This window comes from Aeromonas sp. Y318-3 (assembly GCF_027706185.1).
Classification (GTDB): Bacteria; Pseudomonadota; Gammaproteobacteria; order Enterobacterales; family Aeromonadaceae; genus Aeromonas; species Aeromonas veronii.
Window position 1 is genome coordinate 61,104 of record NZ_JAPDCN010000008.1, and the last position, 24,333, is coordinate 85,436.

Below are 24,333 nucleotides of genomic sequence, written 5' to 3' on the forward strand. Positions count from 1 at the left end.
GAACATGACACAAGCCAAATCATGAAAGGAGTCTGCCGGATATGTGCGAACTGCTCGGCATGAGTGCCAATGTGCCGACCGATATCTGCTTCAGCTTTACCGGGTTGATGCTGCGCGGCGGCAAGACCGGGCCCCACAAGGATGGCTGGGGGATCACCTTCTACGAGGGGAAGGGCTTTCGAACCTTCAAGGATCCCGAGCCCAGCGCCCAATCTCCCATCGCCAGACTGGTACAGGCGCTGCCCATCAAGAGCTGCGCCGTGGTCAGCCACATTCGGCAGGCCAACCGTGGCTGCGTGTCACTGGAAAATACCCACCCCTTTACCCGTGAGCTGTGGGGTCGTTACTGGACCTTCGCCCACAACGGTCAGCTCACCGGCTACAAGAAGCTGCCAACCGGCCGCCACCGGCCGGTGGGGGATACCGACAGCGAGCACGCCTTCTGCTGGCTGCTCGATCGACTGGAGCAAAAATATCCCAAGCGTCCGGCAAACTTTCCCGCCATGTTTCGCTATCTCGCCACCCTGTGTGACGAGCTCAGAGCATTCGGGGTGTTCAACATGCTGCTCTCGGACGGGGAGTATGTGATGAGCTACTGCAGCAACAACCTGCACTGGCTGACCCGCTGTGCGCCCTTTGGCGAGGCGAGCCTGCTGGATGAGGAGGTGGTGATCGACTTTCAAAGGGAGACCACCCCCAACGATGTGGTGACCCTGATCACCACCCGTCCGCTGACCGGCAATGAGAATTGGGTCAAAATGGCGCCCGGCGAATTCAATCTGTTTCGCATGGGGGAGCGGGTGGCGACCAACCAGGTCGCGTTTGAGCAAGATAAAAAAATACCAGGGTAGATACCTACCCTGGTTCTTCGCAGCAGCCATAAAAGGCAAAAGGGATGAGAGGTGTTGCTGAGCATCATCACTCTGACGGCATTAAGTGTTGATCAATTGTTAATTTATGGCAATCAAGTTGTTGTCTTGACGGGCGTTTCAGCATCGCTATTTCGATACTGATCACATTTTTTGCCACTTTATTCCCTGAGCCATCCAATCGGGTGCTTCATCACTGCCTGGCCGTGAGCCACGACATCGAAAACTATCTATAGTATGGTCTGTTTGAATACCGTTCAGGAGGAGCCTCGCATGGAGTGGGTGGATCGCAAGGTGTTGCAGCAGCTGGCAGAGGATATCGGTCCGGATATGCTGCCCGTGGTCATCGCAGTCTTTATTGAAGAGGTGGGCGAGCAGCTGAGTCAGCTCAGACCCCTCTATGAACAGGGAGAGTGGGAGGCGCTGGCTCGGGTGGCGCACAGCATGAAATCATCCTGTGGCAGCTATGGCGCCATACCGAGTTATCAGCAGGTGATGGCGCTGGAGATGGCCAGCAAGCAGGCCGATGTGGCCGAGGCAGAGCGCCAGTTGCAACTGCTGGAGGCCTCCTTGCCCCGGGTGCTGGCGTTTCTTGCCGATTATCAGTAACGGCGGCGCTATGCAGGGATGCCGGGGCGCCATGACCGTTGCCTAACGCTGGTTGAGCAGTTGCTGGATGATCCGGTCCAGCGCCAGTTTCAGCTTCAACCGATCGTGCCGATGGGGCAGCTCAAGCTCGCCCAGCTCGGCTTCGATCACTCGCCCTTGCCAGTCCCCCGCATCACCCGCGCCTTGTGGGGCCAGGATGGCATCCAGCCGACCCTGACCGACCCGGGATTCCAGCCAGCGACACTGACTCATCAGATCCAGCTGGCTGGCAGGACCGTTCTCCGCCACCAGATTGCAGACGAAAACCAGCATGGCGCTGCTCTCGTTGATGGCCTGGGCGATCTCGGCCAGCAGCAGTGGCGGCATGATGGAGGTGAGGAAACTGCCCGGCCCCAGAATGATCATGTCCGCCTGCTGCAATGCCAGCACCGCTTCCCGGGTCGCTTGCACTTCCGGCATCAGGCCGAGGGAGAGAGGCGGTGTTGCCAGTTGATCGATGGATACCTCTCCCAGGATCTGGGTGCCACACTCCATATGGGCGCAGAGATCGGTGGGAAATTCAGACATGGGTAGCAATTGTGACTCGATTTTGAGCATGTCACTGATCAGCTTGATAGCATCAAGAGGACGGACACAGAGATTATCGAGCGCCAGCAGCATCAGGTTGCCAAGGTTGTGGCCCGCCAGCTCGCCTTTGCCGGCGAAGCGGTACTCGAACAACAGGCTGCCGATGCTGGGATCGGTCACCAGCTGGTTCAGGCAGTTGCGCAGATCGCCCCAGGCGATGCACTCCTGACTCTTGCGCAGGCGTCCGGTCGAGCCGCCATCATCTGTGGTGGTGACGATGCCGGTGAGCCGTTGACCGAGAAACGAGAGGGACGAAAGCACTCGTCCCATGCCATGGCCACCACCGATGGCAACGACCCGATCGAAGTCATTGATGTTTTTTTGCCACATATGGGCGTCCTGTCATTGGTCTCAGTTGACCGCTATGTTAGCAAGCGAAGCGAGATAATTGTTTGATAAAGGTATGATTTTTGCTTGAGGCTGCCATTCGATAAAACAAGGAGATGGTGTTGAAATTTCTGACCGTTCACTCCCTCGCCCAGAATTCATCGCTGGCGGCCCAAGATATCTGCGCGCAGCTGCGCCACCATGCCGATCAGGCCCCCTCCCTGCTGTTACTCTATTTTACCCAAGCCCATGAGGGGGCGATACTGCGCGACGCGCTCAAACGCCAGTTCCCGACGACCCGCCTGCTTGGGTGCAGCTCTTGCGGTGGCGTCATGACCGAGATGGGACACCATGCCCGAGATGGATATGGGCTGGCCGTTGCTGCCTTGTACGATGAGAAAGGGGCATTCGGGGTAGCCGGTGCCAGCGGTGACGGGGTGGATGTGCGGCAGTTGCTGCGCCGAGCCATGAGCGACTGTGGTCGACCGGGCGAGCTGCCCCAGTTGATCCTGTTTCACGCCAGTCCCGGCAAGGAAGAGGGGCTGCTGGCCGGTATCGAGGCCGAACTCGGTGCCTCGGTGCCGGTGGTCGGTGGATCCGCGGCTGATAGCAGTGTCAGCGGTGACTGGCAGCTCTGCTGGGATGAGGCGGTGGCTCAGGATGGCATCTGTCTGGCGGTGCTCTATCCCGATTGCCAGCTCGCTTTTCAGTTTCACTCCGGTTATGTGCCTGCCGAATTCAGTGGCGAGATCACCACCTGCAACGGGCGGGAGGTACTCACCATCGATCATCAGCCTGCCGCTGAGGTCTATGCCCGCTGGTGCGGGCGCGAGCAGCCCTGGCCGGTGGGGGCGATTTTGCGGGAGACCACGCTCACCCCGCTGGCTCGTCAGGTGGGAGCGCTGGATGGCATTCCTTACTACAAACTCTCCCATCCTGAAGCTGTGACCGAACAGGGCGGGCTGCGGCTCTTTACCGATGTGGTGCAAGGGGAGCGTCTGCTGTTGATGTACAGCAGTCAGGAAGGGTTGCTGCAGCGCAGCCTCAATGCCATGCGCGTCGAGCCAGGATATGGGGTCGATGTGGAATTGCAGCCTATCGGCGCTCTCATCATCTTTTGTGCTGGTTGTCGTTTGGCGCTAGGTGATATGTTGTGCCAATTTGTCGAGCAGAGCCAGGCTCGCCTCGGCAAGATCCCTTTTATCACCCCCTTTACCTTCGGCGAGCAGGGGCGGCTGCCCAATGGCGAGCTGGCCCACGGCAACCTGATGGTATCGAGTGTGATCTTTCTGACCGCTTGAGCAGAGCAGGATACAAGATGATTGGCAACAGTGAATTGGAAGCCCTTGGCGACAAACTGCAGGCGACCCTGGTCGATCTTATGCGCTGTCGTGAGCGCGAGGCCAAGTATCGTCATGAATCCCATACCCTGCTGAAAGGGGTGGCCACACTGGCTGATGCCAAAACGCTGGAGCAGGTGCTGGAGAGCCTCATTCAAGTGCTCAAGCCCTTTATTGGATTTGAACATGCGGATGTGGTGGCCTGGAGTGGGGAACAGGGCATCACCCACCTCAGTACCGAGCCGGAACAGTGCGGTCGCAGCTGGTTGATGACCCCGGCCTTTGCTCGTGCCATTGCCGGAGAGACGTTGGTGATCTATGACCCGTTCCAGTTGCCTGAGCTGGCACCGCTGGCGAGCGAGCCGGGCTGGGCCAGCCTGATGCTGACCGGGCTGCAGGCCCCCGGCTTTACCGCCGTTATCCTCTGTCGGCACTCGCTGGCCGGCTCCTTCGATCTCACCAGCAAGGCGGCCATGCAGCGCTGCCGTCCGTTGATTTCACAAGCGCTGGTCAACATTGCCTATCGGGCCCGCTTGCAGGAGCAGGTTGAGTTAAAAACTCAGGCCCTGCAGGCCAGTGAACGCCGTTTTCGCAGCTTCGCCGCCATGGCCTCCGACTGGTTCTGGGAGACCGATGCCGAGCATCGCCTCAGTTATGCCTCTGAGCCGGGTTATCTGGATGAGATGACCCCGCAGGCGACCCGGCCGACCCTCTATGACTACGTCTGCAACAAGCAGAGCTGCGATGCCCAGAAATACCTGCAGCTTTTGGCGCTGCGCCAGCCGGTGCGAGGGGTGCGGATGCAGGTTGCGCTGCAACACGGCCCCTGCTGGATGGAAGTGAGCGCCGAGCCCTGTTTTGACCATGATGGCCTGTTTATCGGTTATCGCGGCACTGCCCGGGATATCAGCAACCAGATCCGCCGTGAAGAGGAGCTGGCGCGGGCACGGGATGAGGCCGAAGCGGCCAACCGTGCCAAGTCCCAGTTTCTGGCCATGATGACCCACGAGATCCGCTCGCCCATGAATGCGGTGTTGGGGATGCTCGATCTGGTGCAGCATGCCGAGCTGGCGCCGGAGCAACAGAGCCTGCTGCGCCATGCCACCCACTCGGCCAGATTGCTGCAAACCATCATCGACGACGTGCTCGATTTTTCGAAAATCGAGTCGCAAACCCTGGTGTTTCACTGCGAGACCCTGCAACCCGTCCAGCTTTGCCAATCCCTGGTCGAGCCGCTGCAAGCTCGCGCGACCGCCAAGGGGATCGCGCTGGTTTATCGGGTCGATGACTCCGTCCCCCGGGAGTTGCAGGGGGATCCGATGCGTCTGTCACAGGTGATGGGCAATCTGCTGGACAACGCCCTCAAGTTTACCGAGCAGGGGCAGGTGACACTGCACCTGGGTTGGCAGGATGAGAAGCTGCTGATCTCGGTCTCCGACACCGGGATCGGGATCGCCGATGCGGATCAGGCGCTGCTGTTTGAACCCTTCTCCCAGGTCGACAACTCGGCCACCCGGCGTTTTTCCGGTACCGGCCTGGGCCTTGCCATCAGCAAGCGTCTGGTTACCCTGATGGGAGGTGAGATCCACCTGAAGAGCGAGCCGGGTAAGGGAAGCTGTTTCTGGTTCGAACTGCCCGGCATGGCGCTACCCTGCCATAGTCAGCCGCAGCGGGAGGAGGGGGCTTCGGCACTGCTGCCACTGGATGTGCTGGTGGTGGAGGACAGCCCGGTGAATCAGCTGGTGGTATCGCTGATGCTGCAAAAACTGGTGGGCAAGGTACGGCTGGCTGCCAATGGTCTGGAGGCGCTGGCGCAGGTGGATGAGCAGCTCCCGGATTTGATCCTGATGGATATGCGGATGCCCCTGATGGACGGACTGGAAGCGACTCGCCGGTTGCGGGAGTTGGGATGCACCATGCCTATCGTCGCCCTGACGGCCAATGCGATGGCGGAGGACAAGGCGTGCTGTCTGGCGCAGGGGATGGATGACTTTCTCGCCAAGCCTATCACCTTGTCACGGCTGAGAGAGTGTTTGCAGCGTCACTTTGGTCAGCGGTTGCCGACGCGCGGATAAAAAAAATGGTCAACTTTGTGGGTTGACCAGTTCTTCAGCAAATACTGAAGAGAGCACGGGATAAATCGGGTTGTACAAATCTATATGAAAAATCTGTGCCAACTTTTTTAGACTCTTTTGTGTTCAATTTTGGCCGTTTAGCGCAGCGGCTCTCTCTTGTTATGGCGTTTTGCGTTCCTACTTACTCGCAAAATGCGAATTTCACATTTTCATTGTTGGAATAATTGCATTTTGCAACGCTGTTTTTGTCATTGTGAAATCAGGCGATGCAGAAATTTACGGGCCGCTTCGCTGTTTTGTTTGGCAATCAGCATCTGCTTTTCGTAAATCGGCATCGGCAATATCTCGAGCCAGCGCTGGCAGAGCCAGGCGGCATCTTCAAAGCGCTTGTCCGGATAGAGCTCATCAAGCTCCGGATACTGCTCGAACACTTCCCGCAGGCGATTGACCAGCAGCTTGTCGTTGAAATCTGAGTGGGTGCTCGGCCAGTTGGGCAGCATCTCCACCTTGGCCCGGCGCAGGCCCATCTCGTCTGTTTCCATCTCGTGGATGCAGAAGCGCTCCAGTCCCAGCACCGTCACACCCAGCAGGCCATCATTGAGGGTGTAGAAGTCAGTCACCTTGACCCGGGTGCCCACCGGCAGAATGCGGCCGGATTGTCCCGAGGTGGTCGACTCTTCCATCACGATGCCAAAGCCCTGATCGTTGATGAATGATTCCTTGAGCATCTGCAGGTGGCGTGGCTCGAACAGACGCAGAGGAAGCTTGCCACCCGGCAGTATGTGGGAAGGCAAGGGGAACAGTGCCAAAGGTTGTAGTTTCATGTTCCATCCTCCATTGAGTAGTTGCTGAATATGACAATGCAGCGACTGTGCCAGAGAATGAAAAAAGCCACCGGAGGGTGGCTTTTCGGGCGGTTGAGGGCGCTTAGTTGCGCTGCTCCAGATACATGACAGCCGCTTCCACGCGGCTTTGCGCCTCGAGTTTCTTCAGCAGGCTCTTCACGTGAACCTTGACCGTTCCCTCGGAGATATGGAGCACCGAGGCGACCTGTTTGTTGGAGAGGCCTTTTGCAATTTCGCGCAGGATTTGCATTTCGCGACGCGTTAAGCTTTCCAGCTTCTGCTGCAGGTGATCCAGCTCGTAGATGTTTTCGAGATAGGGGCGCAGCGGTTCGCTCAGGATCTGCTTGCCAGTCATCACGTCGGCCAGCTGGGCCAGCAGCAGATCAGGCTCGGTATCCTTGAGCAGGTAGCCGTCGGCACCGGCCTTGAGCAAAGCCACCACATCCTGACGGGCATCGGAGACGGTGAGGATCACCACCCGGGAGGTGATCTCTTCGGCCCGCAGCGCCTTGAGGGTATCGAGGCCGGAGAGCCCCTTCATGTTGAGGTCGAGCAGGATCAGATCCGGCTCGGACTCTTTGGCCAGCGCCACGGCATCTGTGCCGTTGGAGGCTTCACCGGTCACCTCCATGTTCTCTTCCAGAGCCAGCAACTGCACAATCCCTTTGCGCATGAGGGGATGGTCATCTACGACCAGAACTGTGTATTTCATCTCGTCCATCAGGCGTCTCTCGCTAGACTGGTGGGAAAGGTCAGATGCACGCAGGTGCCTTGTGGTTGCTGCTCGTTGATGGTCAGCAGACCGTGCAGTTTGCTGGCGCGCTCGTTCATGATGCTCAACCCGTAATGGTTGATCGCCGAGCTGGCGAGTCCGATCCCGACACCGTCATCTGAAATCTGAACCTCAATGTTACCACTGGCGAGGGTCTCACAGCTAACATCAATCACTTGCGCGTTTGCATGTTTGATGGCATTGAGCACTGCCTCACGGATCAACTGCAAAATGTGGATATGCTGGCCCGCCTCCAGGTCGTTGTCGGCCAGTCCGTAATGGAACCGGATTTCGGCCTGGGTTTGAGGTTGCAGTTGATCAAGCATCACCCGGATTGCTTCCCCCAGATTGGCATCGCCAATGGTGAGACGGAAGGTGCCGAGCAGTTCGCGCAACTGGGTATAGGCATTGCTAAGCCCCTCGTCGATCTGCTGCATCGCCTCCTGCGCCTTGTCATGTTGCCCCTTGGCGTAAGAGCGCTTGAGCAGGGTGGACTGGATCTTGAGGTAGGAGAGGGCCTGCGCCAGCGAGTCGTGCAGCTCCCGGGCGATCACCGCCCGCTCCTCCATCAGCAGCAGTCGTTGCTGTTGCAGCAGGGTCTGGTCTTTGTGCAGCACCTGAGCCAGCAGCATGGTGAAGTTTTTAATCAACCGCTCATCGATGGGGTGTTGGCTGATGATGTCGAGGCGGCCGAACTCCTGCTCATCCATCTGCAGATAAAAGCTGGCCACCGCATCGAGATCGCCGGGCCAGCCGGTGCGCCCCGAGATGTAGACCGGCATGGCGTTGTGCTCGAAGCGGGTTAGCCGGATATGGTCGATATGCTGGTGGGCGGCAGCACGGTCCAGCAGTTTGATGAGGGTGCGGGTGCTGAGCGGGGCGGCGTGCAGCTTCTGGGCGGTCGAGTAGAGAAACGAGAGTGTGTCGTTGGCCTGTTGCAGCTTGGCGGTTTTCTCTTCCACCTTGTTTTCCAGCTCCCGATAGAGCTTGCCCAGCTCGTCTGCCATGGTGACGAAGGCACGCGAGAGCTCCCCCAGCTCGTTTTCGCCGTGGGCGGGCAGCTTAAGATCGAAATCCTGCCGTTGGATCTGGCGGGCACAGTAGACCAGCTGGTTGAGGGGGGCGACCACCTGCTGGCGGGTGAAGCGCACAGTGAACCAGGCGATGGTGATGATGGCCAGCAGGCCGAGCCCCTCTGCCAGTGCCAGCATCCTCACCTTGAATTCCACGTGGTACTGCATCTGATTGACGAAATTGTCGATGGCCGCCACAAACTGCTCGGTGTTATCGGTGTACCGTCTGGGGGTGCGATCCTCGATGTGCTGGCGCATTACCTGCCACTGGCCGAGCACCTCGCCATAGGTGCGACGCAGGGAGGCAGGAGTGATCCAGCGTTGGGTCTCCTGCAGCTCTTCGGCGTGCAGGGTCTCTTCAAACTGGGAGAGGCGCCCCAGCACGCTGTCGCCCCGCTCGATTTCGTAGGCCATCCGGTAGGCCTGCATCCGCAGCGAACCGGAGAGGTTGATCGCCTTGGCATCGGGTACCGAGTAGAAGAGGGTGACCATGGCGACCAGCGCGATCAGGCTGGCCATGAAGAGGATCAACACCATGGCGCGGCCAATGGCACTGCTGACCGAATGGACCCTGAACCGTTTTCCCATACTGATGCGCACCTCTGAATAGTGATAAGTACCCCGCAAGATGCGTGGGAGTGTACTCCAACTTGTGTTAGCATCGAAAAACTAGATGAACTCCGAGCGGTTTTGCCTAAGTCCTAGCGATAGGGGGAAACCAGCCGTCAGCCGACGTTCGAGCTGTAAGGGTCAGGAAAGAAATGCCCTGGCCTCCCGTATTTGGAAAGGTGTTTATGTTGCCACTTGAAGATGGTTTTTCCCGTCGTTTTTACTATTTGCGTCTGTCAGTGACCGATGTGTGCAATTTCCGTTGCACCTATTGCCTGCCTGACGGTTATCGTCCCCCCGAAGGTCACAAAGCGGGGCGTCAACCCTTTCTCTCGATTGACGAGATCCGCCGCGTGGTCAGCGGTTTTGCCGCCATGGGTACCCGTAAGGTGCGCATCACGGGGGGCGAGCCCTCCCTGCGCCGCGATTTCACCGAGATCGTCAAGGTGATTGCCACCACCCCGGGCATCGAGAAAGTTGCCATGACCACCAACGGCTATCGCCTCAAGGAGCGGGCTCAGGAGTGGTTTGATGCCGGACTCAACGCGCTGAATGTCAGTGTCGACAGTCTCGACCCGCGCCAGTTTCACCAGATCACCGGCGAGAACAAGCTGGCCGAGGTGATGGAGGGGATCGAAGCAGCACTGGCCGCCGGTTTCAAATCGGTGAAGATCAATGCGGTGCTGCTCAAGGGGCTCAACGACTACCAGCTCGATGCCTTTCTGGGCTGGATCAGGCACAAGCCCATCGAGCTGCGCTTTATCGAGCTGATGCAGACCGGCGAGATGGATACCCTGTTTCGTGACCACCATGTCAGCGGCGAACAGATCAAACAGCGCTTGCTGGAGAGCGGCTGGGTGCAGCAGTTGCGGGGCACGGATGACGGTCCGGCGCAGGTCTTTATGCACCCCGATTCGCAAGGTGGGGTGGGGCTCATCATGCCCTACAGCAAGGATTTCTGTGCCGGTTGCAACCGGCTGCGGGTCTCCTCGCTGGGGAAGCTGCATCTGTGCCTGTTTGGCGACAACGGCATCGACCTGCGGGATCTGCTCGGCGCAGATGGGCAATCTGATGAGCTGCAACAGCGCATTCGCGCGGCACTGGCGAGCAAGAGTGCCACCCATCGTCTCCATGAGGGCAATACCGGTATCACCCCTCATCTCGCCTCGATCGGCGGATAACCGCAAAAAATCGCCAACGATTAAATAGCAATCCTCACATGGAGGTATTTTAACCGATACCTCCATTTTTATTGCGCTGCAAGGCTTTGATCTGGCGCAAGAATCCCCCCTGTTTATCTCCCTGGTGGTATATCCCTTACCTTGTCAGGGCCGCAATATACACCCACTCTTATAATTGGTATCAAGAATGCCAATCATGGACTCGCACTGTCCCCTTTTTCACCAGAACAGGAGTCAAGATGCCGGATGAGATCGATCTTGCCCGCCGCGGCCTGTTCCGGGGGCGGCTGAGAACCGCCGAACCGCCGGTGCAGTTGCCCTGGTCAGTCAACTGGTCGGCATTTGTCGCCGACTGCACCCGCTGCGGGGAGTGTCTGGCCGCCTGTCCGGAGCAGATCCTGGTGAATGGCGAGGGTGGTTTTCCGGTGGTCGATTTCCAGCGTGGCGAATGCACCTTCTGCACCGAGTGCGCCACGGTCTGCAAGGCGCCTGTGTTTCGCCCGACCAGCGAGTCCCCCTGGCACTACAAGGCCCATATCGAGGCCAACTGTCTGGCCAATGGTCAGGTGTTCTGCCAGCGCTGTCAGGACAGCTGCGAGCCCAATGCCATTCGTTTTATTCCGGTGCTGGGGCGTGTGCCCACCCCGACGGTCGAGCCGGATCGCTGTAATGGCTGCGGCGCCTGTGTGCAGGATTGTCCGGTTGGTAGCATCAAGGTCGACGGGCGAGCCGCCCCATCCGGTGGTGCGAGCCAGCCCACCCTCAAGCAGGAGTCAGAATGAGTCAGAAGCCGTGTGACACAGAAGCCACAATGGATCAGGAGTTCCATGTATCGAGTCTGGTGGTGCTGACCCAGCCCCCTTTGCGCCATCAGCTCGCTGAGCAGATTGGCGCCCTTGAAGGGGCCGAGATCCACGCCGTCAGTGACGAGGGCAAGCTGGTCGTGACCCTGGAAGGTCCGAGCCAGCGGCCGATCATGGCGGCCATTGATGCGATACAGGCGATGCCGGGCGTGCTCTCTGCCGCCCTGATTTACCACCAGTTCGATGAACTGGGCGGTCACTGAAAAGAGTGATGGGATGCCGGGTGTGCCCTCTGCCGCTGATGGCTGGCTCCCGTTCGACAGATTCGACAACTATTACGCGATAAGCAATGTGAGGATATGCCATGAAGCTGAGTCGACGCGACTTTATGAAGGCCAACGCGGTGGCAGCTGCCGCTGCCGTGGCCGGTGTCAGTGCCCCCACGCTGGCAGCCAATCTCATCACCAGTACCGACAAGACGGCCATCCATTGGGATAAGGCTCCCTGCCGCTTCTGCGGTACCGGCTGCTCCGTGCTGGTGGGCTCTCAGGATGGTCGGGTCGTGGCGACTCAGGGCGACCCCGATGCGCCGGTCAACCGTGGCCTCAACTGCATCAAGGGCTACTTCCTCTCCAAGATCATGTACGGCCAGGATCGCCTGACCCAGCCGATGCTGCGGATGAAGAACGGCCAGTTTGACAAGGATGGCGACTTCGCCCCCATCAGCTGGGATCAGGCGTTCGACATCATGGCCGAGAAGTTCAAGGCAACTCTGAAAGAGAAGGGGCCGACCGCTGTCGGCATGTTCGGCTCCGGCCAGTGGACCGTCTGGGAAGGTTACGCCGCCGCCAAGCTGATGAAGGCCGGTTTCCGCTCCAACAACATCGACCCCAATGCCCGCCATTGCATGGCCTCTGCGGTCGTCGGCTTCATGCGTACCTTCGGCATGGACGAACCGATGGGCTGCTACGACGATATCGAACAGGCCGATGCATTCGTGCTGTGGGGATCCAACATGGCCGAGATGCACCCCATCCTCTGGTCGCGGATGTCCGATCGCCGTCTCTCCAACCCGGATGTGCAGGTGCACGTGCTCTCGACCTTCGAGCACCGCAGCTTCGAGCTGGCGGACAACGGCATGGTGTTCACTCCGCAGACCGACCTGGCGATCCTCAACTATGTTGCCAACTACATCATCCAGAACGACAAGGTGAACTGGGACTTCGTCAACAAGCACACCGTGTTCAAGAAGGGGGCCACCGATATCGGTTACGGCCTGCGCCCGACCGATCCGCTGCAGCAGAAAGCGAAGAACCCGGACAGCGGCGATGCCACTCCGATGACCTTCGAAGAGTTTGCCAAGTTTGTGGCCGACTACGATGTGGAGTCTGTCTCCAAGCTCTCCGGCGTCTCCAAAGAGAAGCTGGAAAAACTGGCCAAGCTCTATGCCGATCCGGGCAAGAAGGTGGTCTCTTACTGGACCATGGGTTTCAACCAGCATACCCGTGGCGTCTGGGCCAACAACCTCTGCTACAACATCCACCTGCTCACCGGCAAGATCTCCGAGCCGGGCTCTGGCCCCTTCTCCCTGACTGGCCAGCCTTCTGCGTGCGGTACCGCGCGGGAAGTGGGCACCTTTGCCCACCGTCTGCCAGCCGACATGGTGGTGACCGATCCCAAGCATCGCGCCATCGCCGAGAAGATCTGGAAGCTGCCGGAAGGCACCATTCCCGACAAGGTGGGTTACCACGCCGTGCTGCAGGATCGCATGCTCAAAGATGGCAAGCTCAATGCCTACTGGGTGATGTGCAACAACAACATGCAGGCCGGTCCCAACATGAATACCGATCGTCTGCCTGGCTATCGCGACCCGCGCAACTTCATCGTGGTCTCTGACCCGTACCCGACTGTTACCGCCCAGGCCGCTGACCTCATCCTGCCGACCGCCATGTGGGTGGAGAAAGAGGGGGCCTATGGCAACGCCGAGCGCCGTACCCAGTTCTGGCACCAGCAGGTGAAAGCGCCGGAAGGGGCCAAGTCCGACCTGTGGCAGCTGATGGAGTTCTCCAAGCGCTTCAAGGTCGAGGAAGTGTGGCCAGCTGAGCTGATTGCCAAGATGCCGGAAGTGAAGGGCAAAACCCTGTTCGACGTGCTCTATGCCAACGGTCAGGTCAACCAGTTCCCGAAAGAGCAGAGCAAGGGGATGCTGAACGACGAAGCCGAGCACTTCGGGTTCTACGTCCAGAAGGGCTTGTTCGAGGAGTACGCCACCTTCGGTCGCGGTCACGGCCACGATCTGGCGCCGTTCGATCAGTACCACGAAGCGCGCGGTCTGCGCTGGCCGGTGGTAGATGGCAAAGAGACCCTGTGGCGCTACCGTGAAGGGTTTGACCCCTATGTTAAAGCGGGCGAGGGGGTGCGTTTTTATGGCAAACCCGATGGCAAGGCGGTCATCTTCGCCCTGCCGTTTGAGCCCGCCGCCGAGTCGCCCGATAAAGAGTACGACCTGTGGCTCTCTACCGGTCGCGTGCTGGAACACTGGCACACCGGCACCATGACCCGTCGGGTACCCGAGCTCTATCGCGCCTTCCCCGATGCGGTGCTCTTCATGCACCCGGACGATGCCAAGGCTCGCGGCGTGCGTCGTGGTGAAGAGGTGATCGTCTCTTCCCGCCGTGGCGAGGTGAAGACCCGTGTCGAGACCCGTGGTCGCAACCGTCCGCCGAAAGGACTGGTCTTCATGCCCTTCTTTGATGCGAGCCAGCTGGTCAACAAGCTGACCCTGGACGCCACCGATCCGCTCTCGAAAGAGACCGATTACAAGAAGTGCGCCGTCAAGGTGATGAAGGCTTAAGGCGGGGGAGTACGAGATGAGTCGTAGTCGTCGCCAGTTTCTGGCCGACATGGCCAAGGGGGCCTGCGGTGTGGGCCTGCTTGGCGTGGGGCTCGGTGGCGTGGCCCGCCAGCAGGCACAAGCTGTGCCTGCCCAGGCGCTGCGCCCGCCCGCCGCTCTCGATGAAACAGAGTTTCTCGGCGCCTGCGTGCGTTGCGGGCTCTGCGTTGAGGCCTGCCCCTACGACACCCTCAAGCTCGCCCGGTTGTTTGACCCTGTGACCACTGGTACCCCTTATTTCAAGGCGCGTGCCGTGCCCTGCGAGATGTGTGATGACATCCCTTGCGTGGTGGCCTGTCCGAGCGGGGCGCTGGATCAGCAGATGACCGACATCGATCAGGCCCGGATGGGGGTGGCAGTGCTCATCGATCACGAGACCTGTCTCAACTATCTGGGGCTGCGCTGCGATGTCTGTTATCGGGTCTGCCCGCTGATTGACAAGGCGATCACTCTTGAGCTGCAGCATAACCAGCGTACCGGCAAGCACGCCATGTTCCTGCCCACGGTACACAGCGATATCTGTACCGGCTGTGGCAAGTGTGAGCATGCCTGCGTGCTGGAGGAGGCCGCCATCAAGGTGGTGCCACGCCAGCTCGCCAAAGGTGAGCTGGGTCATCATTACCGGCTCGGCTGGGAAGAGAAGGCCAAGGCGGGGAACAAGTCGCTCATCGGCGACAGGCTCACCCTGCCCACCCGCAAACCGGAGGGGTTATGAGTCGTTATCCGGGGGAAGAGGCTCGCATCAAGCTGGGTTGGTGGCGTTCCCACCGCTTCCTGCTGCTGCGTCGGCTGAGTCAGTTCAGCGTGCTCGGGCTGTTTTTGCTGGGGCCGCTGGCGGGTATCTGGATCCTCAAGGGCAACCTCTCCAGCTCGCTGTTGCTGGAGATGGTGCCACTGACCGATCCCCTCACGCTGTTGCAGTCGCTGGCGGCGGGCCACTGGCCCATCACCTCACTCTGGCTGGGTGCTGCCATTATACTGGTCGGTTACTGGCTGGTCGGGGGGCGGGTCTTCTGCTCCTGGGTCTGCCCGGTCAACCTCATCACGGATGCTGCGGCCTGGCTCAGGGGGCGGCTTGGCCTCAAGGGCAACGGTCAGTTCAGCCGTGCTACCCGTTACTGGCTGCTGGCCATGGCGCTGGTGGCACCGGCGGCGACAGGCGTGCTGGTGTGGGAACTGGTCAACCCGGTGTCGCTCGCCATGCGCGGTCTGCTGTTTGGCATGGGGACGGGCTGGGCCCTGCTGGCGGTGCTGTTCCTGTTCGATCTCTTCGTGGTTGAGCGAGGCTGGTGCGGTCATCTCTGTCCGGTAGGGGCCTTCTATGCCCTGGTCAACCGGGTCGGATTTATCAAGATTTCTGCCAAGGGGCGAGAGCGGTGCAACAACTGCATGGATTGTTATGCGGTCTGCCCGGAGCGTCCCATCCTGCGCGGGCCTGTTCACGGTGCCAAGCGCGGTCACGGGCCCTTGATTGCGGCTCAGGAGTGTACCAACTGTGGCCGCTGCATCGATGTCTGCGCGGAACAAGTTTTTGAAATCACTGTAGGTTTTGCCGTCAAGGCAGAAAAAACGTCGGAGAACAAATAATGAAAAAGCTGATTGGAGCAATGCTGGCCTGCCTGATGGCGGGATCCTTGATGGCAGCGGCCCCCGAGATCACCAACAGTACCGGTGGCCTCAAGTCCGAGCGGGGCGCCACCGATCTGGTGACCGATGCCACCGCCGCGCCCCTGAAAAACTTCCGCAAGGATGGCGCGCCCTACGATCGCCAGTACATGCATCAGCCGCCGCTGATCCCCCACGACATTCGCAACTATGAGGTGGACACCAAGGTCAACAAGTGCCTGGCTTGCCACAGCTTCAAGAATGCCAGTGCCATGAAGGCCCCCAAGATCAGTCCGACTCACTTCGAGACCCGCGACGGCCTGACCCTGGGTGAAGTGTCGCCGCGTCGCTACTTCTGCCTGCAGTGCCATGTGCCGCAAGCGGATGCCAAGCCGCTGGTGGAAAATACCTTTAAACCGGTTGAAGCGCTGAACTGAGGAATCCATAGATGAAATTACCCGGCTTTATCCAGCGTCTGTGGACCACCTTCAAGTCACCATCGAAGGCGGCTCTCTGGGTCATCCTGCTGATGGGCTTCTTCGGTGGCGTGATTTTCTGGGGTGGCTTCAACACCGCCATGGAAGCATCCAACACCGAGGCCTTCTGCACCAGCTGTCACGAGATGAAGGACAACGTGTTCGAGGAGTACCGCGACACCATCCACTACGCCAACCGCTCCGGCGTGCGGGCCAGCTGCCCGGATTGCCATGTACCGCATGAGTGGACCTACAAGATCATCCGCAAGGTGCAGGCTTCCAAGGAGCTGTGGGGCATGATCACCGGCAAGGTGGATACCCGTGAGAAGTTCGAGTCGCACCGGCGCGAGATGGCGGAGCGGGAGTGGCAACGAATGAAAGAGACCGATTCGCGCGAGTGCCGCAACTGCCACAACTTCGAGTACATGGACTTCTCCCTGCAGGGGCAGCGTGCCGCCAAGATGCACTCTACCAATCTGGCCAGTGGTGAAAGTACCTGTATCGACTGTCACAAGGGGATCGCTCACCAGCTGCCCGACATGACCGGGGTGAAAGGGTTCTGATCCTGCGACGACAGGCCGGGTTTGCCCGGCCTGCGTTTTGTTCATATATGGGACAAGCATCAGATTTGTGTGTCTTTTAAATCCCATATCTCGTGAAACCTTTGATAGAATCAGCCCGCCGTCACACGCTTGAGCAAGTTGGTCACCCCTGTCTGCGTCCGTTTTTGCGCCCTGACAGCTGGCCTCTCATACCCCTTCTCTTCCTGCCTCGTTGACGGCCCATAGCCACAAGGAGCTGCCCGATGGGACAGAAACACAACGCATTTATTCCCCTCAAGATCGCCGTGCTGACGGTCTCCGACAGCCGCACCGCCGCCGATGACAGCTCGGGTGACTATCTGGTCTCGGCCCTTACCGACGCGGGCCATCAGCTGGCCGATCGGGCGCTCTGCCCGGACAACCTGTTTCGCATCCGGGCGCGGGTGAGCGAGTGGATTGCCGATGAGGGGGTGCAGGTGGTACTGATTAACGGCGGTACCGGCTTCAACGAACAGAACCGGGTGCCGGAAGCGGTCGGTGTGCTGTTCGAGCGCACCGTACAGGGTTTTGGTGAGATGTTCCGTCAACTCTCTTTTGCCGAGATTAAAGGCTCCGCCATGCAGAGCCGTGCGCTGGCGGGACTCGCCAATCGCACCCTGATCTGCTGTCTGCCGGGCTCCACCGGCGCCTGCCAGCTGGGCTGGGAGCAACTGATCCGCGATCAGCTCGATGCCCGCACCAAGCCGTGCAACTTTGTCTCCCACCTCTGAGAGCAAGCGATGAACCAGATCGATCCCAAGCAGACCCAGCCCAACCTGACGCATCTGAACCAGAGCGGCGAAGCCCATATGGTGGATGTGACCGACAAGCAGGTGACCGAGCGCGAAGCCCGTGCCGAGGCGTTTGTTGCCATGGCCCCCGAGACGCTGGCGCTGATCCTGAGCGGCCAGCACCACAAGGGTGACGTGTTCGCCACCGCCCGCATCGCTGGCATCATGGCCGCCAAGAAGACCTCCGATCTTATCCCACTCTGCCATCCGCTGGCCTTGACCAAAGTCGAGGTGGAGATAGTGCCGCTGCCCGAGCAGCAAAAGGTGCATATCCGCACCCTCTGCAAGCTCTCCGGCAAGACTGGTGTCGAGATGGAAGCGCTGACCGCCGCGTCGGTAGCGGCGCTGACCATCTACGACATGTGCAAGGCGGTGCAAAAGGACATGGTGATCGAACAGGTGCGGCTGGTAGAGAAAAAGGGCGGCAAGTCCGGCCATTTTCAGCTGGGGTCAAATAGCGGGGAGCAAGCATGATCAAGGTACTGTTTTTTGCGCAAGTAAGAGAGCTGGTGGCCTGCGATGAGCTGAGCCTGCCCTGCGACTATGCCACCGCCGAACAACTGCGTGCGGCGCTCTGTGAACGCGGCGACAAGTGGGCGTTGGCGCTGGAAGCAGGCAAGCTCTTGGTCGCGGTCAATCAGACCCTGGTGCCCCTCGATACCCCCATCAACGATGGCGATGAGGTGGCCTTTTTCCCTCCGGTGACCGGAGGCTAAGGATGAGCGAGGCAACCATGACCGATCGCATTCTGGTCCAGCGGGAGGATTTCTCGCTGGCGGACGAATATGCCCGCCTAGCCACCCGCCCAGACAGTGGCGCCATTGTCACTTTCGTTGGCAAGGTGCGCGACTTCAATCAGGGGGAGGAGGTGAAGGGGCTGGCCCTCGAGCATTACCCCGGTATGACCGAGAAGGCGCTGGCCGATATCGTGCAGGAGGCCCGCCGCCGCTGGCCGCTGCAGGAGTGTACCCTCATTCATCGTATCGGCGAGCTGTGGCTTGGCGATCAGATCGTGCTGGTGGCGGTGAGCAGTGCCCACCGCGACGCCGCCTTTGACGCCTGTCACTTCATCATGGATTTCTTGAAAACCAGGGCGCCGTTCTGGAAAAAAGAGCTGACCGCCGAGGGTGTGCAACGCTGGGTCGAGGCCAAGGAGAGCGACAACGCCGCCGCTGCCCGCTGGCAAGCCTGACCTGTTCATCACGAGGGGCGCAGGTTCAAAGGGAACCACGGCCCCGCCAAGGGGCGCGGATGTGCGGGCCCCATCAGGAGAAAGGGAATGAAACCGCTGTTATCTGTTGTCATCGTAGGCGTCTGCGCCGCCACCTTGCATACCGGTGTCGTGCAGGCCGATGAAGTGAAAGTGGCTGTGGCTGCCAACTTCAAGGGCACCATAGATCGTATCGGCAAGGAGTTCACCGCCAAGACCGGCCACACCCTGGCCATCTCGTCTGCCGCCACCGGAGTGCTCTACACCCAGATCAGTCACGGCGCACCGTTCGATCTCTTCCTCTCCGCCGATGCGGCGACCCCCGAGAAGCTGGAAAAAGAGGGCAAGGGGAGCGATCGCTTCACCTACGCCATCGGCCAGCTGGGGCTGTGGAAGAAGGGGGGGCCGGCCCCTGACGAGGCGACCCTGCGCAGCTGGAAAGGCAACCTCGCCATCGCCAATGCCCGCACAGCTCCCTATGGTGCTGCCGCCATGGCGACCCTCACCCATCTCAAGATCGATCCCAAGCAGTACCGGTTGCTGACCGGCGCTAACATCGGCCAGACCTGGCAATTTGTCGACACCGGCAATGCCGAGCTGGGCTTTGTCGCTTGGGCCAATCTGGTGGAATCGGGCAAGACTGGTGAAGCCTGGGCAGTGCCTGCGAGCTTCTATCCCCCCATCGAGCAGCAGGGGCTGGTATTGAAAAAAGGCGCCGCGGTCGAGGCGCTGGTGGCCTGGCTCAAGGGGCCGGGTCAGGCGCAGATCAAGGCAGCTGGTTATGCCTTGCCCCGATAAGGGGATGGGCCAGATGCGATACCCTGAGTGGTCGGCCTTCGGGTCGGCCACTCTTTGCAATGAGGATGGATACCATGCCGTTGGGGGCATTGATCAACCGGGAGGTCGGCAATGAGTGAAGGGGATCTGCTGGCGGTCTGCCTTACCCTGAAGCTCGCGGCCTGTACCACCGCGATTTTGCTGTTGCTGGCGCCGCCGCTGGCATGGTGGCTGTCGCGCAGTCAGAACCGGCTGCGGCCGCTGGTTGAGGCCTTGGTGGCACTGCCGTTGGTGCTGCCTCCCACGGTACTGGGTTTTTATCTGCTACTCGCCTTTTCCCCCGAATATGGCTTCGGCGCCTGGTGGCGCGACACCTTTGGCGCCCCGCTCGCCTTCAGCTTTCTTGGCCTGCTGTTTGCCTCCATCCTCTATTCGCTGCCGTTCGTGGTGCAGCCGCTCACCTCCGCTTTCGTCAACATGGGCAACAAGGAGCTGGAAGCTGCTGCGACCCTGGGGCTTGGCCCGCTGGAGCGCTTCTTCCACATCATCTTGCCGATGACCCTGCCCAGCTTCGTAATGGCGGCAGCCCTCGGCTTTGCCCATACATTGGGGGAGTTTGGCGTGGTGCTGATGATTGGCGGCAATATCCCCGGCGAGACCCAAGTGCTCTCCATCGCCCTGTTTGATCATGTGGAGGCGATGGATTACCAGAACGCCCATATTTTGGCTGGCGGCCTGATGGCCTTCTCGCTGGTGATGCTGGTGCTGGTCTATGGTGTGTTGCAGCGCAGACAGCGGAGAGTGTTCGGATGAACCAGCCAGCCACTATTCCGCAAGACAACGCCCTGCACCGCCATGCCCTGAGCCTCAATGCTCGGCGTGAGTTTGGCCCCTTTACTCTCGATTGCGCACTGACCCTCGAACTGGGTGGGATCCTCGGCCTGTTTGGCCCCTCCGGCTGCGGCAAGAGCACACTGCTGCGCATCATCGCCGGACTCGATCGCCGAAGCGGGGATCGCTTGCGGTGGCGCGATCGGGAGTATGCTCAACTTCTGCCCGAAGCGCGCCGGATCGGGCTGGTGTTTCAGGACTCGCGCCTCTTCCCCCATCTGACGGTGTTCGGCAATCTGCAACTGGCGGCCCGCAAGGGGCGAGGGCGCTGGCAGCCCGAAGCGCTGGCGGCTCGGCTCGGTTTTGTCGATCTGCTGGGGCAGCCTGCCCATGCCCTCTCTGGCGGCCAGCGCCAGCGGGTGGCGCTGGCCCGGGCGCTGCTGGCTGAGCCTGATCTGCTGCTGCTCGATGAGCCTTTTTCGGCACTTGATCGGCGCAGCCGCATCCATCAGGCTTATGTGCTCAAGGGCTTGCAGCAGGAGAGCGGTATCCCGATGATCTTCGTCAGCCACGCCATGGAGGAGGTGAGCCTGCTCTGCGATCAGCTGGTGCTGCTGGAAGGTGGCAGGGTGGAGGCGCAAGGCAGGCCGAGCGAAATCTTCGCCCGAACCGACCTGTCACTCGCCAGCCGTGACGATGCTGGGGTGATGCTGGCGGCGACCCTCTCTCACTATGATGATGACGAGCAGATGGCGACCCTGCAACTTGGCGAGCAGCAGCTGCGGGTTACCATGACCCATGTGCCGGATGAGAGCGGCCCCTTGCAGATCAAGGTGGCGGGGCGGGATGTGGTGATCGCCACAGCCCCCATCGAGCACTCCAGTCTATCCAACTGTCTCGTCACCCGTCTGCTGGCGGTGCGCGAGGTGCGCCCCGGCCAGACCCTGTTGCAGTTGGCGCTGGGTGAGCAGATACTGCTGGCCCGGATCACCAGCCGCTCCGCCAGGCGGCTGGCGCTGGCGCCTAAGCAGCAGATCTACGCTTATATCAAGGCGGTGAGTCTGGTCAGCGAAGGCTGATTGGGCGCCGTGCCGTGGCAGGATGGCCACGGGCAACATAACAACGAGAGATGGTTCAGGTGATGAGTCGAGAGGCAATACACTGATGCGCCGCAATCAGGTGATGAAATTCAACGGTCTTGCCCTGCGCAGCGCAGGAGAGGGCCCCTTGCTGTTGCTGCTGCATGGGCTGGGCTCCTCGAGCCTCGACTGGCAGGCGCAGATCGAACGGTTTTCCGAACAGTACCGGGTGGTGGCGCTGGACTTGCGCGGCCACGGTCAGAGCATGCAGGAGGGGCCGTTCGATGTGGCGACCCTGGCAGCCGATGTGGTGAACTGGCTCGATGCACAGCCAGAACCCGCTTGGGTCGTGGGATTGTCGCTGGGGGCCATGGTAGCGCTGGAGCTGGCGCTGCAACTGCCCCACAAGGTGCAGGGGCTGGTGCTGGTCAACGGTTTTAGCGAGTTTCTACTGGAAACACCCAAAGAGCAGGAGCGTTACGCCCAGCGCCTCAAGTGGCTGCGCTGGTTTGGCATGCGCCCCCTCGCCTGGTGGCTGGGGCGCGAGCTCTTCCCGGGCCCGGATCTGGCGCAGGTGCGCCACACCTTCCGACTGCGTTTCGTGCGCAATAAAAAGAAAACCTACAAGGCGCTGCTGGAGGCGCTACCCGGCTGGTCGGTACGCGCCCGGCTTGGCTCCATCTGGCAGCCGGTGGCCATCATCTCCACCAGTCATGACTACCTGCCGCTGGCCAAACGGGTAGAGCAGTTTGCCGCCCTGCCCAACGCCACCATCCACACCCCCAACGGCCACCACGCCTGGCCCGCGGAAGATCCCTCGGGCTTTAATCACCTGTTGCAACGGATCCTCACGACCCATTGAGGAAGGGGTTGTTAGGTGCAGGTACCAAAAAGCCGAACCACAGGGTTCGGCTTTTTTGATCCCGTTTGCGTCAATGATGGGAGCAGACCGGGCAGTCGGGGCGTTTGGGCAGCTTCATCTCGCGGAAGGTGCCGCTCAGGCCATCGATCATCAGCAGGCGGCCGCTGTAGCTTTTGCCCATGCCTGCCAAGAGTTTGATAGCTTCCAGTGCTTGCAGGCTGCCCACCAGCCCCACCACGGGGGCGAGCACGCCCGCCTCGACGCAGGTGAGGGCCTGCTCGCCAAACAGGGCGCTGAGGCAGGCGTAGCAGGGCTCATCTTCCTGCCAGGTGAAGCTGCAGAGCTGACCCTCCAGCCGGATGGCGGCGCCACTGACCAGCGGTATTTTGTGCTGGCGTGCCTTTTGATTCAGCAGGTTGCGAATGGCCAGGTTGTCAGTGCAATCCAATACCAGCTGGTGTTGGGGCAACAGGGTATCGAGCAGCGCCTCATCGGCCACGGCCGCGTGGGTCTCCACGTTGAGCCAGGGATTGAGGGCACGAAGCGACTGCGCTGCTGAGTCTACTTTGTAGTGGCCAATTCGCTCATCGTTGTGTAGCACCTGACGCTGCAGGTTGGAGAGCTCCACCTTGTCGAAATCGACCAGGGTGAGCTGGCCAACCCCGGCCACCGCCAGATACTGGCTGGCGGCGCAACCAAGGCCACCGGCGCCGATCACCAGCACACGGGCCTGCTTGAGCGCCTCCTGTCCCTCGAAGTCGAAGGATTTGAGGATGATCTGGCGGTTGTAGCGCAGCAGTTCGGCGTCGCTCAGGATCTCGCTCACAGCAGCAATCCCCCGAATGGCTCCACGGTCACCGTCTCGCCCGCGGCGACGCGGCCCCGTTCCCGTTCAAGAACGATGTAGCAGTTGGCTCGCGACAGGGAGCTGAACACGGCGGAGTCCTGCGAGCCGGTGCTGCGCACCTCGAGGCCGTTCGGTCCCTGACTCAGGATGCCGCGCTGGAAGTCGAGTCGGCCCGGGCTCTTTTTGAGTGGCTCGGCCGCAATGGCTTGCAGCTGGATCGGGCGCTCGAAGTGCTGGCCCGCCAGCTTGGCCAGCGCCGGTTGCACCAGCTGATCGAAGGTGACCATGGCGGAGACGGGGTTGCCCGGCAGGCCGAAGAACCAGGCGCGGGGCAGACGGCCAAAAGCAAACGGCTTGCCCGGCTTGATGGCCAGCTTCCAGAAGCCAATCTCGCCGAGCTCGTCCAGCAGTTGTTTGGTGAAGTCCGCTTCCCCCACCGAGACGCCGCCGGTGGTGATGAGTACATCGGCCTCTTCGTCGGCGCGGATAAAGGCGGCGCGTAGCTGGGCGGGATCGTCGGGGATGATGCCAAGGTCGAGGCAGTCGCAGCCCATGCGCGCCAGCATGGCCCGTACGCCATAGCGGTTGGAGTCATAGATATCGCCGTGGGCGAGCGGGGTACCAACCGGTTTGAGCTCGTCGCCGGTGCTGAAGATGGCCACTTTCAGCGGGCGACGCACCGTGACGGTAGCCACGCCGAGGGAGGCCAGCAGTGGCATTTCGCGCGGGGTGAGGCGAGTACCGGCTGGCAGCACGCAGGCGCCCTTGCCGATATCGCTGCCGGCGCGGCGGATATTCTGGCCCGGTTCGGGTTGTGCCAGAAAAGTGATCCGATCGCCGTCGGCCTGCGTTTCTTCCTGCATCACCACCGCATCTGTGCCTGCGGGAACCGGGGCGCCGGTCATGATCCGCACGCAGTGGCCGGCGGGCCACTCGCCCTGATAGGGCTGACCGGCAAACGCCTTGCCCGCCATGATGAGCGGGGTGCCGCTGGCGAGATCCGAAAGGCGCACGGCGTAACCGTCCATAGCGGAGTTGTCGAAGGGGGGCACGGCGAGGGGAGAGGCTATGTCGCTGGCAAGAACCCGGCCAAGGGCCTCTGGCAGGGGCTGCTGCTCGCTGTCGCAGCAGCAGGCGAGTTGTTCCAGCATCCCTTGCAGGGCATCGCTTAAGGGGAGTAGTCCGCTGGTATCAAATCCCATCGTCATGACCTCTTTCTATGATTGAAGGCGGGATTATCACAAAAATCCC

At 60.6% G+C, this 24,333-nt stretch carries 26 protein-coding genes and 1 riboswitch; of the genes, 20 read left to right on the top strand and 6 right to left on the bottom strand.

Annotation, left to right across the window (positions count from 1 at the left end):
• Positions 1-41: 41 nt before the first annotated feature.
• A complete protein-coding gene (locus OKB77_RS12635) occupies positions 42-851 on the top strand; it encodes a class II glutamine amidotransferase (protein WP_005334483.1) in 810 nt (269 codons plus the stop codon).
• Between the two features lie 291 nt (positions 852-1,142).
• Positions 1,143-1,478, top strand: coding sequence for an Hpt domain-containing protein (locus OKB77_RS12640; RefSeq protein ID WP_270817766.1), 336 nt, complete (start codon positions 1,143-1,145; stop codon positions 1,476-1,478).
• A gap of 42 nt (positions 1,479-1,520) precedes the next feature.
• Here OKB77_RS12640 and OKB77_RS12645 read toward each other — a convergent pair whose 3' ends face one another.
• On the bottom strand, positions 1,521-2,435 hold the full coding sequence (locus tag OKB77_RS12645) for a gluconeogenesis factor YvcK family protein (RefSeq protein ID WP_005334480.1): 915 nt from the start codon (positions 2,433-2,435) through the stop codon (positions 1,521-1,523).
• Between the two features lie 113 nt (positions 2,436-2,548).
• Between OKB77_RS12645 and OKB77_RS12650 the strand changes: the two genes are divergently transcribed.
• On the top strand, positions 2,549-3,733 hold the full coding sequence (locus OKB77_RS12650) for an FIST signal transduction protein (RefSeq protein WP_270817767.1): 1,185 nt from the start codon (positions 2,549-2,551) through the stop codon (positions 3,731-3,733).
• A 17-nt stretch (positions 3,734-3,750) separates the two neighbouring features.
• The gene (locus tag OKB77_RS12655) at positions 3,751-5,847 is read left to right on the top strand and encodes an ATP-binding protein (RefSeq protein ID WP_270817768.1); all 2,097 of its coding nucleotides are present in this window, start codon (positions 3,751-3,753) and stop codon (positions 5,845-5,847) included.
• A 248-nt stretch (positions 5,848-6,095) separates the two neighbouring features.
• On the opposite strand, the gene OKB77_RS12660 is transcribed toward OKB77_RS12655, so the two are convergent.
• From OKB77_RS12660 to narQ, 3 genes are all read right to left on the bottom strand, one after another.
• Positions 6,096-6,671, bottom strand: coding sequence for an LON peptidase substrate-binding domain-containing protein (locus OKB77_RS12660; RefSeq protein ID WP_005334473.1), 576 nt, complete (start codon positions 6,669-6,671; stop codon positions 6,096-6,098).
• Positions 6,672-6,774: 103 nt separating this feature from the next.
• Positions 6,775-7,413, bottom strand: a complete 639-nt coding sequence (gene narL, locus OKB77_RS12665) for a two-component system response regulator NarL (protein WP_005334471.1) — start codon at positions 7,411-7,413, stop codon at positions 6,775-6,777.
• Positions 7,413-9,125 carry a nitrate/nitrite two-component system sensor histidine kinase NarQ gene (gene narQ, locus OKB77_RS12670; protein WP_005334468.1) on the bottom strand — a complete coding sequence of 571 codons (1,713 nt, stop codon included), beginning with the start codon at positions 9,123-9,125 and terminating at the stop codon, positions 7,413-7,415. Before narQ ends, narL begins: the two co-directional genes overlap by 1 nt.
• Positions 9,126-9,203: 78 nt before the next feature.
• Positions 9,204-9,344, top strand: a riboswitch (molybdenum cofactor riboswitch).
• On the opposite strand from narQ, the gene moaA reads away from it, so the two are divergent.
• The 16 genes from moaA to OKB77_RS12750 all read left to right on the top strand — a co-directional run bounded on the left by moaA (position 9,332) and on the right by OKB77_RS12750 (position 22,235).
• Positions 9,332-10,327, top strand: a complete 996-nt coding sequence (gene moaA / locus OKB77_RS12675; protein ID WP_270817770.1) for a GTP 3',8-cyclase MoaA — start codon at positions 9,332-9,334, stop codon at positions 10,325-10,327. (Overlaps the previous riboswitch by 13 nt.)
• A gap of 239 nt (positions 10,328-10,566) precedes the next feature.
• Positions 10,567-11,109, top strand: coding sequence for a ferredoxin-type protein NapF (gene napF / locus OKB77_RS12680; protein ID WP_139493418.1), 543 nt, complete (start codon positions 10,567-10,569; stop codon positions 11,107-11,109).
• Positions 11,110-11,138: 29 nt separating this feature from the next.
• A complete protein-coding gene (locus OKB77_RS12685) occupies positions 11,139-11,393 on the top strand; it encodes a chaperone NapD (protein WP_031227438.1) in 255 nt (84 codons plus the stop codon).
• 101 nt (positions 11,394-11,494) lie between these two features.
• Positions 11,495-13,984 (top strand): nitrate reductase catalytic subunit NapA, encoded by a 2,490-nt coding sequence (gene napA, locus OKB77_RS12690; RefSeq protein ID WP_270817772.1) that lies wholly within the window; start codon positions 11,495-11,497, stop codon positions 13,982-13,984.
• Between the two features lie 16 nt (positions 13,985-14,000).
• The gene (napG, locus tag OKB77_RS12695; protein ID WP_151287295.1) at positions 14,001-14,738 is read left to right on the top strand and encodes a ferredoxin-type protein NapG; all 738 of its coding nucleotides are present in this window, start codon (positions 14,001-14,003) and stop codon (positions 14,736-14,738) included.
• Entirely contained in the window at positions 14,735-15,610 is an 876-nt protein-coding gene (gene napH / locus OKB77_RS12700) for a quinol dehydrogenase ferredoxin subunit NapH (RefSeq protein ID WP_270817773.1), read from the top strand. Before napG ends, napH begins: the two co-directional genes overlap by 4 nt.
• Positions 15,610-16,065, top strand: a complete 456-nt coding sequence (locus tag OKB77_RS12705; protein WP_005334452.1) for a nitrate reductase cytochrome c-type subunit — start codon at positions 15,610-15,612, stop codon at positions 16,063-16,065. The genes napH and OKB77_RS12705 overlap by 1 nt, the downstream gene beginning before the upstream one ends.
• 11 nt (positions 16,066-16,076) lie before the next feature.
• On the top strand, positions 16,077-16,667 hold the full coding sequence (locus tag OKB77_RS12710) for a cytochrome c3 family protein (protein WP_005353459.1): 591 nt from the start codon (positions 16,077-16,079) through the stop codon (positions 16,665-16,667).
• Positions 16,668-16,909: 242 nt separating this feature from the next.
• Complete coding sequence (moaB, locus tag OKB77_RS12715) at positions 16,910-17,416, top strand: molybdenum cofactor biosynthesis protein B (RefSeq protein ID WP_005344126.1); 507 nt, start codon at positions 16,910-16,912, stop codon at positions 17,414-17,416.
• Between the two features lie 9 nt (positions 17,417-17,425).
• Positions 17,426-17,950 (top strand): cyclic pyranopterin monophosphate synthase MoaC, encoded by a 525-nt coding sequence (moaC, locus tag OKB77_RS12720; RefSeq protein ID WP_270817774.1) that lies wholly within the window; start codon positions 17,426-17,428, stop codon positions 17,948-17,950.
• Positions 17,947-18,192, top strand: coding sequence for a molybdopterin synthase sulfur carrier subunit (moaD, locus tag OKB77_RS12725; protein ID WP_005353453.1), 246 nt, complete (start codon positions 17,947-17,949; stop codon positions 18,190-18,192). The genes moaC and moaD overlap by 4 nt, the downstream gene beginning before the upstream one ends.
• Before the next feature lie 2 nt (positions 18,193-18,194).
• Entirely contained in the window at positions 18,195-18,668 is a 474-nt protein-coding gene (gene moaE / locus OKB77_RS12730) for a molybdopterin synthase catalytic subunit MoaE (protein ID WP_064340972.1), read from the top strand.
• A gap of 87 nt (positions 18,669-18,755) precedes the next feature.
• Positions 18,756-19,484, top strand: a complete 729-nt coding sequence (gene modA / locus OKB77_RS12735) for a molybdate ABC transporter substrate-binding protein (protein WP_270817775.1) — start codon at positions 18,756-18,758, stop codon at positions 19,482-19,484.
• A 111-nt stretch (positions 19,485-19,595) separates the two neighbouring features.
• Positions 19,596-20,276, top strand: coding sequence for a molybdate ABC transporter permease subunit (modB, locus tag OKB77_RS12740; protein ID WP_139398562.1), 681 nt, complete (start codon positions 19,596-19,598; stop codon positions 20,274-20,276).
• A complete protein-coding gene (modC, locus tag OKB77_RS12745; RefSeq protein WP_270817777.1) occupies positions 20,273-21,373 on the top strand; it encodes a molybdenum ABC transporter ATP-binding protein in 1,101 nt (366 codons plus the stop codon). The genes modB and modC overlap by 4 nt, the downstream gene beginning before the upstream one ends.
• Before the next feature lie 85 nt (positions 21,374-21,458).
• On the top strand, positions 21,459-22,235 hold the full coding sequence (locus tag OKB77_RS12750; protein WP_270817778.1) for an alpha/beta fold hydrolase: 777 nt from the start codon (positions 21,459-21,461) through the stop codon (positions 22,233-22,235).
• Positions 22,236-22,305: 70 nt separating this feature from the next.
• On the opposite strand, the gene moeB is transcribed toward OKB77_RS12750, so the two are convergent.
• Together moeB and moeA are read right to left on the bottom strand one after the other, a co-directional pair.
• Positions 22,306-23,061 carry a molybdopterin-synthase adenylyltransferase MoeB gene (moeB, locus tag OKB77_RS12755; protein ID WP_270817779.1) on the bottom strand — a complete coding sequence of 252 codons (756 nt, stop codon included), beginning with the start codon at positions 23,059-23,061 and terminating at the stop codon, positions 22,306-22,308.
• A complete protein-coding gene (gene moeA, locus OKB77_RS12760; RefSeq protein WP_270817780.1) occupies positions 23,058-24,284 on the bottom strand; it encodes a molybdopterin molybdotransferase MoeA in 1,227 nt (408 codons plus the stop codon). Before moeA ends, moeB begins: the two co-directional genes overlap by 4 nt.
• Between the last annotated feature and the right edge of the window lie 49 nt (positions 24,285-24,333).